The 13,471-nt window shown below is 28.4% G+C and carries 14 protein-coding genes; 9 read left to right on the top strand and 5 right to left on the bottom strand.

Annotation, left to right across the window (positions count from 1 at the left end; genetic code table 11):
- Positions 1-3: 3 nt before the first annotated feature.
- From KO506_RS05820 to KO506_RS05810, 3 genes are all read left to right on the top strand, one after another.
- Complete coding sequence (locus tag KO506_RS05820) at positions 4-774, top strand: DUF4292 domain-containing protein (RefSeq protein WP_215993957.1); 771 nt, start codon at positions 4-6, stop codon at positions 772-774.
- Positions 774-2,018 (top strand): murein hydrolase activator EnvC family protein, encoded by a 1,245-nt coding sequence (locus tag KO506_RS05815; protein WP_215993956.1) that lies wholly within the window; start codon positions 774-776, stop codon positions 2,016-2,018. The genes KO506_RS05820 and KO506_RS05815 overlap by 1 nt, the downstream gene beginning before the upstream one ends.
- A gap of 127 nt (positions 2,019-2,145) precedes the next feature.
- On the top strand, positions 2,146-2,706 hold the full coding sequence (locus tag KO506_RS05810) for a type 1 glutamine amidotransferase domain-containing protein (RefSeq protein ID WP_215993955.1): 561 nt from the start codon (positions 2,146-2,148) through the stop codon (positions 2,704-2,706).
- A 66-nt stretch (positions 2,707-2,772) separates the two neighbouring features.
- Here KO506_RS05810 and KO506_RS05805 read toward each other — a convergent pair whose 3' ends face one another.
- From KO506_RS05805 to KO506_RS05795, 3 genes are read right to left on the bottom strand one after another with little or no spacing between them, the layout of a single operon-like run.
- On the bottom strand, positions 2,773-3,267 hold the full coding sequence (locus KO506_RS05805) for a mechanosensitive ion channel family protein (RefSeq protein ID WP_215993954.1): 495 nt from the start codon (positions 3,265-3,267) through the stop codon (positions 2,773-2,775).
- 11 nt (positions 3,268-3,278) lie between these two features.
- Complete coding sequence (locus KO506_RS05800) at positions 3,279-3,788, bottom strand: acyl-CoA thioesterase (protein WP_215993953.1); 510 nt, start codon at positions 3,786-3,788, stop codon at positions 3,279-3,281.
- 48 nt (positions 3,789-3,836) lie between these two features.
- Positions 3,837-4,742 carry an SPOR domain-containing protein gene (locus tag KO506_RS05795; RefSeq protein ID WP_215993952.1) on the bottom strand — a complete coding sequence of 302 codons (906 nt, stop codon included), beginning with the start codon at positions 4,740-4,742 and terminating at the stop codon, positions 3,837-3,839.
- A gap of 92 nt (positions 4,743-4,834) precedes the next feature.
- Between KO506_RS05795 and dprA the strand changes: the two genes are divergently transcribed.
- The 5 genes from dprA (at position 4,835) to KO506_RS05770 (ending at position 9,204) form a co-directional block, all read left to right on the top strand.
- Positions 4,835-5,935, top strand: coding sequence for a DNA-processing protein DprA (dprA, locus tag KO506_RS05790; RefSeq protein ID WP_215993951.1), 1,101 nt, complete (start codon positions 4,835-4,837; stop codon positions 5,933-5,935).
- A gap of 35 nt (positions 5,936-5,970) precedes the next feature.
- Positions 5,971-7,038 carry a hypothetical protein gene (locus KO506_RS05785; protein WP_215993950.1) on the top strand — a complete coding sequence of 356 codons (1,068 nt, stop codon included), beginning with the start codon at positions 5,971-5,973 and terminating at the stop codon, positions 7,036-7,038.
- 36 nt (positions 7,039-7,074) lie between these two features.
- Positions 7,075-7,848, top strand: coding sequence for an alpha/beta fold hydrolase (locus KO506_RS05780; RefSeq protein WP_215993949.1), 774 nt, complete (start codon positions 7,075-7,077; stop codon positions 7,846-7,848).
- Positions 7,849-7,975: 127 nt separating this feature from the next.
- Positions 7,976-8,836: a phosphatase PAP2 family protein gene (locus KO506_RS05775; protein WP_215993948.1), complete on the top strand. Its 861-nt coding sequence runs from the start codon at positions 7,976-7,978 to the stop codon at positions 8,834-8,836.
- Between the two features lie 41 nt (positions 8,837-8,877).
- Entirely contained in the window at positions 8,878-9,204 is a 327-nt protein-coding gene (locus tag KO506_RS05770) for a nucleotide pyrophosphohydrolase (protein ID WP_215993947.1), read from the top strand.
- Positions 9,205-9,217: 13 nt separating this feature from the next.
- Here KO506_RS05770 and KO506_RS05765 read toward each other — a convergent pair whose 3' ends face one another.
- Positions 9,218-9,814: a type IV pili methyl-accepting chemotaxis transducer N-terminal domain-containing protein gene (locus KO506_RS05765; RefSeq protein ID WP_215993946.1), complete on the bottom strand. Its 597-nt coding sequence runs from the start codon at positions 9,812-9,814 to the stop codon at positions 9,218-9,220.
- 87 nt (positions 9,815-9,901) lie between these two features.
- Between KO506_RS05765 and KO506_RS05760 the strand changes: the two genes are divergently transcribed.
- Positions 9,902-10,150, top strand: a complete 249-nt coding sequence (locus KO506_RS05760) for a hypothetical protein (RefSeq protein WP_215993945.1) — start codon at positions 9,902-9,904, stop codon at positions 10,148-10,150.
- 165 nt (positions 10,151-10,315) lie between these two features.
- Here KO506_RS05760 and KO506_RS05755 read toward each other — a convergent pair whose 3' ends face one another.
- Complete coding sequence (locus tag KO506_RS05755) at positions 10,316-13,420, bottom strand: WD40/YVTN/BNR-like repeat-containing protein (RefSeq protein WP_215993944.1); 3,105 nt, start codon at positions 13,418-13,420, stop codon at positions 10,316-10,318.
- Positions 13,421-13,471: the final 51 nt, after the last annotated feature.

The following is a 13,471-nucleotide window of genomic DNA, read 5'->3' as shown; positions in this document are numbered from 1 at the left end:
TACATGAAGTTTATAAAATACATTCTCTTTTTTACAATAATATTTACGTCTTGTAAAACAACAAAAAACATGATTGATGCAACTGCAACAGCCAAAAGTATTTCAGCAAGAAAAGTAGCAAAAAAACATGTTGCTGCTAATTTTGATAAAAATACAATTGATGCAAAATTAAAGATGAATTTTGATAACGGAAAAACAAAGCAAAGTTTATCTGTTAGCATGAAAATGAAAAAAGACGAAGTAATTTGGTTAAAAGGAAGCAAATTTATAACGGTTTTTAAAGCAGAAATTACACCAACTTCTGTACGTTATTATTCGTCTTTACTTAAAAATTCTTTTGAGGGAGATTTTTCTATGATAAAAGAATTACTAGGTGTAGAAATTAACTTTGAACAGCTACAGAATTTGTTTTTAGGTCAATCTTTAATGGATGTTAGAGCAGAAGATCAAGAAGTAGAAATTGTTAATAACAGGTATGTTTTATCTCCAGAAAAACAAGCAGCATTGTTTGATATTTTCTTTAATATAAACCCTGCACATTTTAAATTAGATGAACAAACCATTATAAATACAGAAAAAGATTTACGATTAGATGTAAAATACCCTTCTTATAGTTTAATTGATGAAGTTGTTTTCCCTACAGGGATAAATATTAAAGCAAAGAATAAAAAATCGCTAACAACCATAGATTTAGAATACAAATCTGTTATTTTTAATGAAGACGTAAATATGTCTTTTAGTGTACCAAAAGGTTATAAAAAGTTATCTTTTTAATGAAGTTTATAAAGTATTATCTTCTCTTATCATTAGTTTTTCTGATGAATTTCTCTGCATTTAGTCAAACTAGAAAGCAGTTAGAAAATCAGCGAAAAAAATACAAATCTGAAATTGTAAAATTAAACAGATTGCTTTTTAATGAAGTTAAAAAAGAGAAAAATGCTTTAGAAGCTTTAAAAGACATCAACCGAAAAATTGATGTTCGTAATAAGTTAATTAATACAATTAATTTAGAAGCAAAGCTTTTAACGAACGAAATTAATGGAAATGAGCGAAAAATCACAAAGCTAAATAAAGAATTAAAAGCTTTAAAAGCAGATTATGCAGAGATGATTTACAAATCATATAAAAGTAAATCACAACAAAGTAGATTAATGTTTTTATTGTCTTCGCAAAACTTTTATCAAGCTTATAAAAGATTAGAATACACCAAACAGTATACACAATTCAGAAAAAAACAAGGTGAACAAATTCAGGTTCAAGCAAATTTTATTAAAAAATTAAACGATTCTCTTTTTTATCAAAAGAAAGTAAAAGACACTTTAATTTTGGTTGAAAAAAATCAAAAAAATGAAATTGAGTCTGATAAAAAGAATCAAGAAAGTTTAATCTCTCAAATCAAAAAGAAAGAAGGTAAATACAAAAGAGAGATTCAAAGAAATGCTAAAGAAGAGAGAAAAGTTGCTGCTAGAATAGATAAAATTATTAAAGAAGAAATTGCTAAAGCTAATAGATTAGCATTAAGCAAAAGTAAATCTAAAACAAATAAAACAGTTGTTAAAAAGAGTAGTAGTTTTATATTAACTCCAGAAGCAAAAGCTTTAGCAGCTAAATTTGAGCTTAATAAAGGTAAGTTACCTTGGCCTGTAAAAGAAGGTATTGTGGTTAGAAAATTTGGTAAACAACCACACCCAACTTTTCCTGGAATTATCATTAACGGAACAGGTTTGCATATTGTAACAAGTAATGGTAGCAATGCAAAAGCTATTTTTAAAGGTGAGGTTTTAAATATTTTGGTGGGTTCTGGAGGTACAAAAAATGTATTAATTCGCCATGGAAACTACATAACTTCTTATAATAATTTAGAAAACGCTTATGTAAAAAAAGGCGATAAAATAGAAGTTGGCCAAGATATTGGTAGAATTTTTACAGACAAAGTTTCTAAAAAAACAAAACTTGTATTTGTGTTATTTAAAAATACAACACGTTTAAATCCTGCTTCTTGGATTTTAAAAAGATAAAATTTTCTTAAAATAGTATTTGTGTCAATTTCACAATCTAATGAGTTAAACAATGGTTTTAATCATTAATAAATTTGAAATGAGTTAATAAAGTATTAACTTTTAATATGAATCTTAAAACATAGAAATGGAAAATTTAGATAGAAAGACAGTAGCAATTTTAGCTACAAATGGTTTTGAAGAAAGTGAATTAAGAGAACCAAAAAAAGCACTAGAAAAAGCAGGTGCAGATGTAGAAATTGTATCACTAGAAAAAGGTGAAATAAAATCTTGGAATAATGGAGATTGGGGTAAAGCTTATAAAGTAGATAAAACTTTAAACGAAGTTACACAAGCAGATTATAATGCGTTAGTTCTTCCTGGTGGAGTTATTAATCCAGATATTTTAAGAAGAGATAAAAACGCAATTAGTTTTATAAAATCTTTTTTCGATAATCATAAACCAGTTGCAGCTATTTGTCATGCACCTTGGTTATTGGCAGAAGCCGATGTTTTACAAGATAGAAATGTAACTTCTTTTAGTTCTATTAAAAAAGATATTATTAATGCTGGTGCAAATTGGACAGACGAAGAAGTTGTGGTAGATGCTGGTTTAGTAACAAGTAGAAACCCTGATGATTTACCTGCATTTAATGATAAATTAGTAGAAGAGGTTTACGAAGGTAAACACGAAGAGCAGATGGCATAATATTTAATTATTGTCAATAAAAAAAAGTGCAATTTTTAATTGCACTTTTTCTTTTTTAAAGATATTTTAAGCTTTAAAACGAATGTTTTTCTGAATAATTACAGAATTAGGTATTGTAATTAATTCGCCTTCTGGCGTTTTTAAAGTGATGAAAAACACACCAATATCTAATATTTTTCCAGTAATGTTATTGTCTTTTTCTAGTACTGTAATTGTATCTCCAATTTTTACAGGATAATTAATAAACAAAATTAAACCTGCTGTAATATTAGAAAGAATAGACCATTGTGCAAAAAAGGCAATCCCTAAAATGGTTAAAAATGAAGAGATGTAAATTAATAATTGCTTTTCATCAACTCCCCAAATAAAAGCAATAACAACAATTAAAGTAATGTAAATTAGTACAGAAACTATTTTATTCGTTACAATTATTCTTGCTTGTTGAAAACCGAATTTTAATTGAATTTTCTTTAAAGAGTTGGTTACGAGTAACCTAATGAAAAAGCCTAAAATAAGAATAATAAAAGACTCTAAAATTTTAAAATGATTTAAGAATTCCATTTTTTTTATTTTTAACTAAATAAAGCTTTTAGCTCAGTAGCTTCATTTGGTTTTATTTTACCAGCTAAAACTAAGCTTAATTGTTTACGTCTTAAAGCACCATCAAAACGTTCTTTTTCTAAATCTGTTTCTGGTATTAAGCTCGGTATTTGTACAGGTTTTCCTGTTTCATCAACAGCAACAAATGTATAAATACCTTCGTTAACTTTTGTTCTTTTACCAGATTGTCTGTCTTCTATCCAAACATCAACATAAACTTCCATAGAAGAGTTAAAAGCTCTAGAAACTTTTGCTTCTATAGTAACAACGCTACCTACAGGTACAGACTTACTAAAAGCAACATGATTTACAGAAGCAGTAACTACAATTCTAGATGAATGACGTCTGGCAGCAATGCTACAAGCTCTATCCATTCTAGCTAATAATTCGCCACCAAAAAGATTATCTAAATAATTAGTGTCTCCAGGTAAAACTAAATCTGTAAGTACAGTTAAAGATTCTATAGATTTTTTTGCTTCCATTCTTTTAAAATTTCTGCAAAGATATAAGGATAGTATCCTAAATAAAAGTTATTTTGTTTCTAATAACCAAGCGTCTTTAGATGCAGTAGCTTGTATTTTATACAAATTATTTATAGCATCATTTCTATCAGCAAAACTATTAAAAACAACCTGAGTTAAACCCCATTTGTTAACACCAATAATACTGGCATTAAACCCTTGTTTTTTAAGTTGATCAACTTTTTTCTGAGCATTTTCTTTAATTTGAAAAGCACCAGCAACAACATGATATGGTTTTGCAGTTTCTTTTACCACATTTAACTCAATAGTTGGTAAAGGGTTAGAAATTACAAATGTTGCAGTCTGTATTTTTTTCTCTAAAGATTTTTGCTGATTAGCAAGTATGGTTTCTTGTTTACCTTGTTGATAAAAATTATTAGCTGTAAAACCTAAAGTTAATAAAATTGCAGCAGTAGCAGCATACTTAATAAATGTAGGTATTCCTTTTCTTTCTTTTTTATTAACAACAGGTATTAAAGGCTTTACAATTTCTTGATGCCTTTTTACTGCTGAATTTGTAACTGTAGTTAAACCAAAAGATTCTGGTAAATAGTTTACTGTACTGTTTGGTTCAAAAATAATTTGACCATTATTGTTTAAAGATAAAGTACCAATAGCACCAATCTCTAAAGATTTAGATTGTAATTCATTTTGCCATCTAATTACAGATAAAGTAATTGCATTAGAAGCTTTTTCAAAAGAAATATTTTCTGAAGAAGCAATGTAGTTAGCCAATAAACCATCACTTATTTTTAAATGACTATTAAAAGTAATTTGTTTAGAAGGTGCATAAAACATATGCGTGTTTTCATCTAAACTTGCACCTATTTTATTAGTTACAAAACCTCCAAAATCAGGTACAATTACACAATCGTATCTGTATAGTAAATCGTTTATATAGTTGGCTAAATTCATAAATACAAAAGTAGAATATTTATTTTATAAATTAAATTATTTCAAAAAAATATCAGTAAAAAATTATATATTGTATTTAAAATTGAGTTCTATTGAAAGAAGAAAAATTATTAGCCATTTTACGCTTACAAAAAAGCAAAGCTATAGGAGATATTTTGGCTAAAAAATTAATAGTTAATGTAGGTGATGTTGAGCAAGTTTTCAATGAAAAAACATCAATTTTAGAAAAAATAAATGGTATTGGAGCTCATGCATTAAAACATTTATTTGACAAAGAAAATTTATTACTTGCAGAAAAAGAACTCGGTTATATTTTAAAAAATAATATTGAGTACACTTATTTTTTAGATAAAAACTATCCTAAAAACCTTCAGAATTGTATTGATAGCCCTATTTTGTTTTTTAGAGATGGTAACATCAACCTAGAAAATGATAAAATAATATCTGTTGTTGGTACCAGAAACATGAGTTCTTATGGAAGAGATATTATAAATAATTTAATTACTGAATTAGCTGAATATAACCCAATAATTGTTAGTGGTTTTGCATATGGTGTAGATATTTGTGCACATAAAGCAGCTATAAAAAATAATTTGCAAACTATTGCTGTTTTGGCTCATGGCTTTGAGCAAATTTACCCTAAAGTGCATAAAAAATATATTAATGAAGTAAACGAAAATGGTGGTTTTTTAACAGAATTTTGGAGTGAAGAACAACCTTTAAGAGAGAATTTTTTAAAGAGAAATAGAATTGTTGCAGGTATTTCTAAAGCAACAATTATTGTAGAGAGTGCATCTAAAGGAGGTTCTTTAGTAACTGCAGATATTGCAAATTCTTATCATAGAGATGTATTTGCAGTGCCAGGAAGAACTACAGATATTTATAGTAAAGGTTGCAATAATTTAATAAAAAATAATAATGCACATTTGTTAACATCTGCAACAGATATAATTAAAATGCTAAATTGGGATATTAAAGAACAACCGAAAGTAATTCAAAAACAATTATTTATTGATTTGAATGAAAGAGAACAAAAAATCTACGATTTATTACACCTAAAAGGAGCTCAAGTTCTAGATGTAATCTCTTTAGAATGTAATATTCCTATTTTTCAATTGTCATCAATTTTATTACAAATGGAATTAAAAGGTGTTACAAAGCCTTTACCTGGTAAGATGTTTGAAATCGTCTAATTTAATCCCTATTTTTGTAAAATACCACAGAATTTATGGCTGATAATCAAAAATTAATATCTAAAAAAAAACCTACTTTTCCTGTTAGTAAGTTGCTAACAGCGTTTTTAAAAAAACACAACAGAAGTACTAAAATTAGTATTTTGTACAACGATTTATTGCGTTTTCAGGGCTCAGTAACTGTGTTTGATAAGAATGATGAAGACACACTTTGGGTAAGAACTTATTATTCTGAATGGGATAGAAATGAAATTGATTTAAGTTTAAAAAAGATTTACACCATTTTACATTCTGATGGTAATGATAATACCATTCCTTTTTTAAATATAGATGCCATAGACTTTTGTACGTTTGGTAATTCTAAACCTTTTCGTATTAAAGTTCGTAATATTTTAAATGATAATTTTACCTATTTTTATGTAAAACAGGCTGATGCTTCTCGTATTTATGGTTTAGAATTAGAGCACATTTTGTCTCCTTACACCATGAATTACTTGGTGTATAAAGACACTTTAATAGAAGAGCATATTTCTGGAATTCCTGGTGATGATTTTATCGATAATTTTTTGCCAAAATGTACAGAATCAGAAAAGTCGCAAATTGCAAAAGAATTTGTGAAGTTTAAAGAGCGTTGTTTTATTCGTCTTTTGGGTGATATGAGATCTTATAATTATGTAATTACACCTATTCACGATTTCGATCATATTGTATATAAAATTAGAGCCATAGATTTTGATCAACAATCTTTTGAAGGAAATTTAAAAGTATACAATTTACAATTCTTAAAAGAGAATTTTAAAATGGTAGAAATGGTTGGTAAAAAATTACAGAACAGCTCTATTAATCAGTATAAAATTGAAGAACGTTCTTACATTGCAAAAAGAATGATTAGCTCACCAGATAGAATTCAGCACATCATTAGATGTATGAAACAAGATAATATTTCTTTTCCAAAACATATAGAACGTTTAAAACAAGATTTAATAGATTATGTGGGTGATGTTGAGTTTAAAAAATGTAAAAATATGGGCGAAGTTTTAGAAACTATTTTAATTTTTGTTAAACGAAATTATTTAGACATTAGCAGTAAAGAATTGTTTTAACAGCAATTTTTAACACAAATTTACATCGAAAAGAAAATGACAGAAAATAGAATACTACATTCAACAATAAAAGGAGAAGGCAAGCCATTGCTTATTTCACATGGTTATTTTGGCATGTCTGATAATTGGAAAACTTTGGGAAATCAGTTTTCAGAAGATTACCAAGTACATTTAATAGACCAAAGAAATCACGGACGCAGTTTTCATACAGATGCTTTTAATTATGAGCTTCTAGCAGAAGATTTATACAACTACATAAAACATCATCAAATAGAAAATGTAAATATTATTGGGCATTCTATGGGCGGAAAAACAGCAATGTTGTTTGCTGTAAATTATCCAGATTTAGTTGATAAGTTAATTATTGTTGATATTTCACCTAAAGCCTATGAACCACACCATAATGCAATTTTAGCAGGTTTAAATTCTGTTGATTTTTCTATCCAAAATTCAAGAAAACTGGTAGATGAGCAATTGAGTAAATATATACCAGAATTGGGCATTCGTCAATTTTTAATGAAAAATGTGTATTGGGTAGAAAAAGGACAATTAGGCTTTCGATTTAATTTACAATCTTTAACAGAAAATAATCCAGAAGTTGGTAAACCTTTACCTCAAAATACATCCTTTGATAAAGATACATTGTTTTTAAAAGGAGAAAAATCGGGTTATATAATTCCAGAAGAACAAATTATTATCGATAATCATTTTCCTAATAATACAGTTGTAGAAGTTGCTAATGCAGGTCATTGGTTGCATGCAGAAAACCCTAAAGATTTTTATGAAACTGTTTGTGAATTTTTAGCTTAAAAAGAATAATCTCTATACGTTCTTCTTTATTGATACTTAAAATATATTATGGTTTTAATATTGAATAACATATAAATAAACTAAATTATTTTATTACCACTATATTTGTGGATTCAAATTTTTTTTTATGATGAAAAGAGTTTTTCTTTTTCTGTTATTTTTCTGTTCATTCAATAGCTTTTCGCAAAATCAAAAAGTATCTTTTAATTTAGATGCAGAAAAAAATCTATGGCAAAATTTTACCTATGATTTAGGTAATATTGCAGGAGGTATGGGGTATGCATATTCAAGACCTTTGTATTGGCAAAAAAAGCAATTTACAAATTTAGGTTATGTTGCAGCTGGTACTACAGCTTTTTATTTTATTGATGATAATGTAGATAGATGGGCTGTAAATTACAGACCCAAAGCACCAAATTGGTTAGTAAACTATGGTAATAATATTGGAGACCCTAATAACAATTACAGATTAACAGGTGCTGTTTATTTAGCAGGTTTGTTTACTAAAAACCCTAAATTACGAAGAACAGGAGTTTTATTGATTTCATCTGCTTCTGCTGCTGGTTTATTACAGCAAGTATCAAAAAGAATTATTGGTAGAGCCAGACCTAGAATAGAAGTAGGTAAAGCTACATTCGATCCTTTTCATATAGATCGCGTTTACAATTACGATTCTTTTCCTTCTGGTCATGTAATGTTAGGTTTTACAAATGCTTACGTAATTGCTAAACAATTTAAAAATCCATGGATAAAAGCTGGTTTATATACCATTGGTTCTATACCAGGTTTTAGTAGAATTTTAGATCGTTTTCATTGGATTTCTGATGTTGCTTTTTCTACAGCAATTAGTATTTTTATTGTAGAAGCCATAGATCGTTTTTTAGACACAAAGTATGATGATAAATACAATGAAATTAAAAAGGATAAAAAAGTAGCTTGGAACTTGCAGTTTGCACCAGGAACTCTAGGTGTAACTATGAATTTTTAGCAATTTTATTAAACTAAAATATATTTGAAAGCGCAAAAAAGATGAATATTCAAAACGCACAAGAACAAGTAGATAATTGGATTAAAACTCACGGAGTTCGTTATTTTAATGAGCTTACAAATATGGCGCAATTAACAGAAGAAGTTGGTGAAGTAGCCAGAATTATTGCACGTAGATATGGTGAGCAAAGCGAAAAGGAATCTGATAAAAATAAAGATTTAGGAGAAGAATTAGCAGATGTTATGTTTGTTGTACTATGTTTGGCAAACCAAACAGGTATTGATTTACAAGATGCTTTTGATAAGAAATTAGATATTAAAACAAAACGAGATCATAATCGTCATCATAATAATGAAAAACTAAAATAAAGTCAACTTAGTTTTATTCTCTTTTAGTATTTGCCAAAGGAAAAATCACAAAGAAAACTGCATATATAGATAAAATAGCAAGAATTATATTAAAAGTAAGTTCACGATTTAGAATACTCTGCCCTCTATTTCTTCCTATTTCTTCATATCTAACTACAATTTTATCCATAATAGGTAAAAATCGTTCAGTGTTGAATAAGGTTAAGTTGATGTATTTGTTAATTTCAGTTTTATCATTTTGATTTTTGATGAGTAATCTTGAATTTTTAATGATGTTTGAATAAAACATATCAATTTCACCAAAATATTCTTTTAAATAGAAATCATCATATTTTTCAAAATAATTAGATTTTAAAAGTTGATGGGCTTTAGAAAATTCTGAAAGAATTTCTTCTAATTTTATGGTGTTTTCCGAAAAAAAAGTTTCATTAACATTGTTGTATGTCAAAACTAATTTTGAGATTCTTTGACTGTACATTCTTTGTTTACCTGAAATGTTTACAACAGTAAGGTTTTCATTTTGTCTGTGAATGTCTTTATGTAAGCTGAATTTATTTATGCCAAATAAGATGATAAAAGTACATAAGATAAAAAGTGATCTACTCTTCATTTATTTTGGAGAATGAAAGTGATATTGAATAAGTATCAAATATAATTATAATTTTGTTAATATTGCTCACCGTTAAAAATAAAAATTATGTCGTTTTTAAAAAAAGTAAAACAAAAAGAGTTTTGGGTAAATACACTTAAGATTTCAGTTCCATTTTTTGTTTTCGTAACTATAATTTCATTGCTAATAAATAGTTTTAGTGATATATTTTCAGGAAATTTAATAAATATTGCAGAAACAAATTTTAATAACGGAAAATGGATTCAATTTTGGGTTTATAAAATTATTTTGAGTTTATTTTACGGAATGTATATGACAGATAAAAATATGAAGTAATTTATTTTTAATAAGTTTAATTACAACTCTTCTGTTTTGGACTTTGTTTTTACGTGTTTTATTTTCAACAGAATATGTATAGTAATTAATTTAAAATTGGTATACTTTTTAGCACTCTTTTTAGTTTTTTAAAAAAGTATACCAAGAAAATAAATTACACTATAATTAATCCAACTGAATCAAATCAATATTACTCTCCTTAACTTTAGTATTTAACTCTTTTACATTTTTATCAAATAACGAATATAACTTCGCCAATTCTAGATCAATTTCTTTTGTAATTTCATTTTTAAAAGCAATGGCTTGATTTGTTGGTGCATAGTTTCCAATTCTAGTTAACGAATTTAAATGACCTAATTTATTATTCAAACGAATTGGGTAATTTAAAGGATCTTGCCCACTTTTAGATTTTGTTTGATATAATTTTTCTTCAACAATAGTCATATCTTTTACTAATTTATCAGCAAAATCAATTAAACCTTTATGTTTCTTTTTGTCTTTGATTGATTTTTTTAACAAACCAACTTGATTTTTAACTTTAGCAACATTCTTTAAAGCTTTATGAATTTCAGTCATTTTTTTGTTGATGTCATTAATAAAATCAAACTGAGCTTTCATATCACTTTCAGAAGCTTCAGACATTGGGTTTTTAACAATTGAAAAGTTTTGCGATTTTTTCACATCATTTACACTTAATTCAACTTTATAAGTACCAGGTAAAGCCATTGGTCCAGACAAAGAAGCCCACCACAAAATCATTCCTTTTACAGATTCTGCACCATCATACATCATGTTCCAATTAAAAATATTGTTGCCTTCTTCTATGTTCAATTTGCCTTCTTTTTTATCTTTATCAGGCTTTGTAGAGAATTTTTTAATCAAGTTATCATTGGCATCAAAAATAGAAATAGATGCAACATCTTTTTCCTTTAGTTCATTGATATAATAATAAATATTTACACCTCCAGAATGATTTGTACCTGCAGTTCTAGAAGTTCTTCCTCTACCACCAGATAAATTATAAGCATCTTTTGGTTTGTACAAAATAACATCTTCTTTTTTTGATGTGTTTAACTGATGTAAAGGAGTTAAATCATCAATAATCCAAAGAGAACGACCTTGAGTTGCAGCAATTAAATTATCATCTTTTATAGCTAAATCTGTAATAGGTACAATTGGTAAATTCTGTTTAAAAGTTTGCCAATTTTTACCATCATCAAAAGAAATATACATACCTCTTTCTGTACCAGCATATAATAAACCTTTGCGTTTTGGATCTGCTCTTAAAGCTCTTGTAAAATCTTCATTTGCAATTCCGGTTACAATTAAATCCCAAGATTTTCCGTAATTTTCCGTTTTATAAATATAAGGTGAGTAATCACCAGATTTGTATTTTGTACCTACAATATAAGCGCCACCTTTTGTAAAAGGGTCAATTTCTATGCAGTTAATCATCATCCATTCTGGCATTTTTTTAGGCGTGATGTTATCCCAAGATTCACCATTATTTTTTGTGATGTGTACCAAACCATCATCAGAACCCGTGTAAATTAAACCAGGTTGTAAATGAGATTCTGCAACTGCGAAAATAGTTCCATAATATTCTACACTTGTATTGTCTTTGGTAATTGGTCCTCCAGAAGGACCTAACGTTTTTGGATCGTTTCTTGTTAAATCTGGACTAATTAATTGCCAAGATTGTCCTTCATCTTCAGTTACGTGTAAATGATTAGAAGCAGCATACAATCTTTTCTTATTATTTGGTGAAAATAAAATTGGGAAATTCCACTGAAAACGATATTTAAAATCCTCTGCACCATGTCCCATTGGGTCGTCTGGCCAAACATTTACAGCTCTAGATTCGTTAGTTTTATGGTTTACTCTGGTTAATAAGCCACTATAACTACCACCATAAACAATATCATCATTTAAAGGGTCTACAGCAATATGTGCACTTTCTCCACCTGCGGTAGAAGACCAATCTGATTCTGTAATAAATCTGCCTCCAGTTCTATGAGAAATTCTTACGGTAGAATTATCTTGTTGCGCTGCTAAAATTCGATAAGGAAAATGATTGTCTGTGGTAACTCTATAAAATTGAGATGTAGGCTGATTCATATACGTACTCCAATTTTCTCCAGCATCAAAAGAAATTTGTGCACCACCATCATCACCAATAATCATTCTTTGGTTGTCTTCTGGTGCAATCCATAAATCATGATGATCTCCATGAGGCGCATTATATGTTTTATAGGTTTTTCCTCCATCCGTAGATTTATGATAACGTACATTTAAAACATATAAAATATCTTCATCTTGTGTGTCTGCATACAAACGTGTGTAATACCAAGCTCGTTGTCTTAATTTTCTTTCAGAATTTATAAGTTTCCAGTTTTTTCCTGCATCCGTAGATTTATAAACTCCACCTTTTTTATTTTCAATTAAAGCATACACAATATCAGAATTTACTGGCGAAACTGTAACTCCAGCAATACCCCAAATGCCTTCTGGTAAACCTTTATTTGTTGATATGTTTGTCCAAGTTTCACCTTCATCAGTACTTTTCCAAAGTGCAGAGCCATCACCACCAGAAGATAAACTATAAGGAGTTCTTCTAATATTCCAAGTAGTTGCGTATAAAATTCTTGGGTTATTTGGATCGATCACTAAATCTATAACTCCAGAATCTTCGTTAGAAAACAATACTTTTCGCCAAGTTTCGCCACCATCAGTAGTTTTATAAACCCCACGTTCTTGAGTGGGTTTGTATAAATCACCCATAACTCCAGCAAAAACAATATCAGAATTTTTAGGATGAATACGCATTCTAGGAATATGTCTAGAGTTTTTTAAACCCACATGTTTCCATGTTTTTCCTGCATTTTCAGATTTCCAAATTCCATCACCAGAAGAAACATTTCCACGAACGGTTTTTTCTCCCATTCCAACATACATTACATTATTATCAGATTCAGAAACAGCTACAGCACCTACAGAGCCTCCAAAAAATCCATCAGAAATATTTTGCCAAGTATTACCAGCGTCAGTAGTTTTCCAAACTCCACCACCAGTTGCACCCATGTAAAAAAGATTTGCTTTGCCAGAAACACCTGTTACTGCAGCACTTCTTCCTCCTCTAAAAGGGCCAATATTTCTCCATTTTATTGCGCTAAAATATTCATCAGAAACTTTGGTAGATTTTTTTTGTGCATTAACTTTGGCATTTGCAGAAAAGAATATGCAAATTACCAGAAAAAGTACTTTTTTCATGTTGGTTAGTTGTAAGTTTGAAATTTAAAAATAAGAAATAAAATCAATTTT

Source organism: Polaribacter vadi (assembly GCF_018861005.1).
GTDB lineage: Bacteria > Bacteroidota > Bacteroidia > Flavobacteriales > Flavobacteriaceae > Polaribacter > Polaribacter vadi_A.
The sequence above is the reverse complement of the archived record's forward strand: the minus strand, read 5'-3'. Positions and strand labels throughout refer to the sequence as shown.

Bases quoted from the DNA above. Each gene is read 5' to 3' on its own strand.
- KO506_RS05820 (WP_215993957.1), top strand. From the start codon at position 4: ATGAAGTTTATAAAATACATTCTCTTTTTTACAATAATATTTACGTCT.
- KO506_RS05815 (WP_215993956.1), top strand. From the start codon at position 774: ATGAAGTTTATAAAGTATTATCTTCTCTTATCATTAGTTTTTCTGATG.
- KO506_RS05810 (WP_215993955.1), top strand. From the start codon at position 2,146: ATGGAAAATTTAGATAGAAAGACAGTAGCAATTTTAGCTACAAATGGT.
- KO506_RS05805 (WP_215993954.1), bottom strand. From the start codon at position 3,267: ATGGAATTCTTAAATCATTTTAAAATTTTAGAGTCTTTTATTATTCTT.
- KO506_RS05800 (WP_215993953.1), bottom strand. From the start codon at position 3,788: ATGGAAGCAAAAAAATCTATAGAATCTTTAACTGTACTTACAGATTTA.
- KO506_RS05795 (WP_215993952.1), bottom strand. From the start codon at position 4,742: ATGAATTTAGCCAACTATATAAACGATTTACTATACAGATACGATTGT.
- KO506_RS05785 (WP_215993950.1), top strand. From the start codon at position 5,971: ATGGCTGATAATCAAAAATTAATATCTAAAAAAAAACCTACTTTTCCT.
- KO506_RS05780 (WP_215993949.1), top strand. From the start codon at position 7,075: ATGACAGAAAATAGAATACTACATTCAACAATAAAAGGAGAAGGCAAG.
- KO506_RS05775 (WP_215993948.1), top strand. From the start codon at position 7,976: ATGATGAAAAGAGTTTTTCTTTTTCTGTTATTTTTCTGTTCATTCAAT.
- KO506_RS05770 (WP_215993947.1), top strand. From the start codon at position 8,878: ATGAATATTCAAAACGCACAAGAACAAGTAGATAATTGGATTAAAACT.
- KO506_RS05765 (WP_215993946.1), bottom strand. From the start codon at position 9,814: ATGAAGAGTAGATCACTTTTTATCTTATGTACTTTTATCATCTTATTT.
- KO506_RS05760 (WP_215993945.1), top strand. From the start codon at position 9,902: ATGTCGTTTTTAAAAAAAGTAAAACAAAAAGAGTTTTGGGTAAATACA.
- KO506_RS05755 (WP_215993944.1), bottom strand. From the start codon at position 13,420: ATGAAAAAAGTACTTTTTCTGGTAATTTGCATATTCTTTTCTGCAAAT.